Consider the following 813-nt stretch of genomic DNA (forward strand, 5'->3'; position numbering starts at 1 on the left):
CCGGGAAAATGGCTGGGCTCCGATATGGACAGCCTCGCAGGGTGATCGACGAACATGCGGACGCGACTTGGGAACGAGAACTCAACGACCTCTTCCTCTCCATCAGCCACCGGTTTGGCCGTGCCGACCTGCGGCGCCGGATGCGGGACTATGTGCGGGGCCTGCTCGCCCCCGTCGGCCGCAAGAACGGCTGGCAGCTGGCCGAGTTCGCCGGGCATCGCACCCCCGACGGCCTCCAGCGGCTGCTGAACGGAGCGATCTGGGACGCCGACGACGTCCGCGACGACCTGCAGTCATACGTCGCCAAGCACCTCGGCGATGACGACGGGGTGCTTGTCATCGACGACACCGGCTTTATCAAGAAGGGCGCCACCTCGGCCGGGGTGCAGCGCCAGTACTCGGGCACCGCCGGCCGCACCGAGAACTGCCAGATCGGTGTCTTCGCCGCCTATGCCACCGCCCGCGGCCGAGCCCTGGTGGACCGCGAACTCTATCTGCCCAAGTCCTGGACGGACTGCCGCCAACGCTGCCGCGCCGCCAAGATCCCCGACCTGCGGGCCTTCGCCACCAAGGGAGAGCTGGCCAAACGACTGGTGCTACGCGCCCTGGCCTCCGATCTGCCCCTCGCCTGGGTGACCGCCGACGCTGCCTATGGGCAGGAGGGACGCTTCCGCCGCCTGCTGGAACAGTCCGGCCTCGGCTATGTACTTGCGGTGCCCAAGTCCCAGCAAGTCTTCGGCCCACGCATCGACCATCTCTTCGCCCAGGCCCCGGACGAGGCATGGGAACCGATCTCGTGCGGTGACGGCGCCA

General features: G+C 68.3%; 1 protein-coding gene. It reads left to right on the top strand.

The window, feature by feature from the left end:
* Nucleotides 1-101: 101 nt before the first annotated feature.
* Nucleotides 102-813: IS701 family transposase (locus VXC91_RS46280; protein ID WP_329513317.1), on the top strand; the 712-nt coding region annotated here is incomplete at its 3' end.

This window comes from Streptomyces chiangmaiensis, assembly GCF_036281785.1.
Lineage (GTDB): Bacteria > Actinomycetota > Actinomycetes > Streptomycetales > Streptomycetaceae > Streptomyces > Streptomyces chiangmaiensis.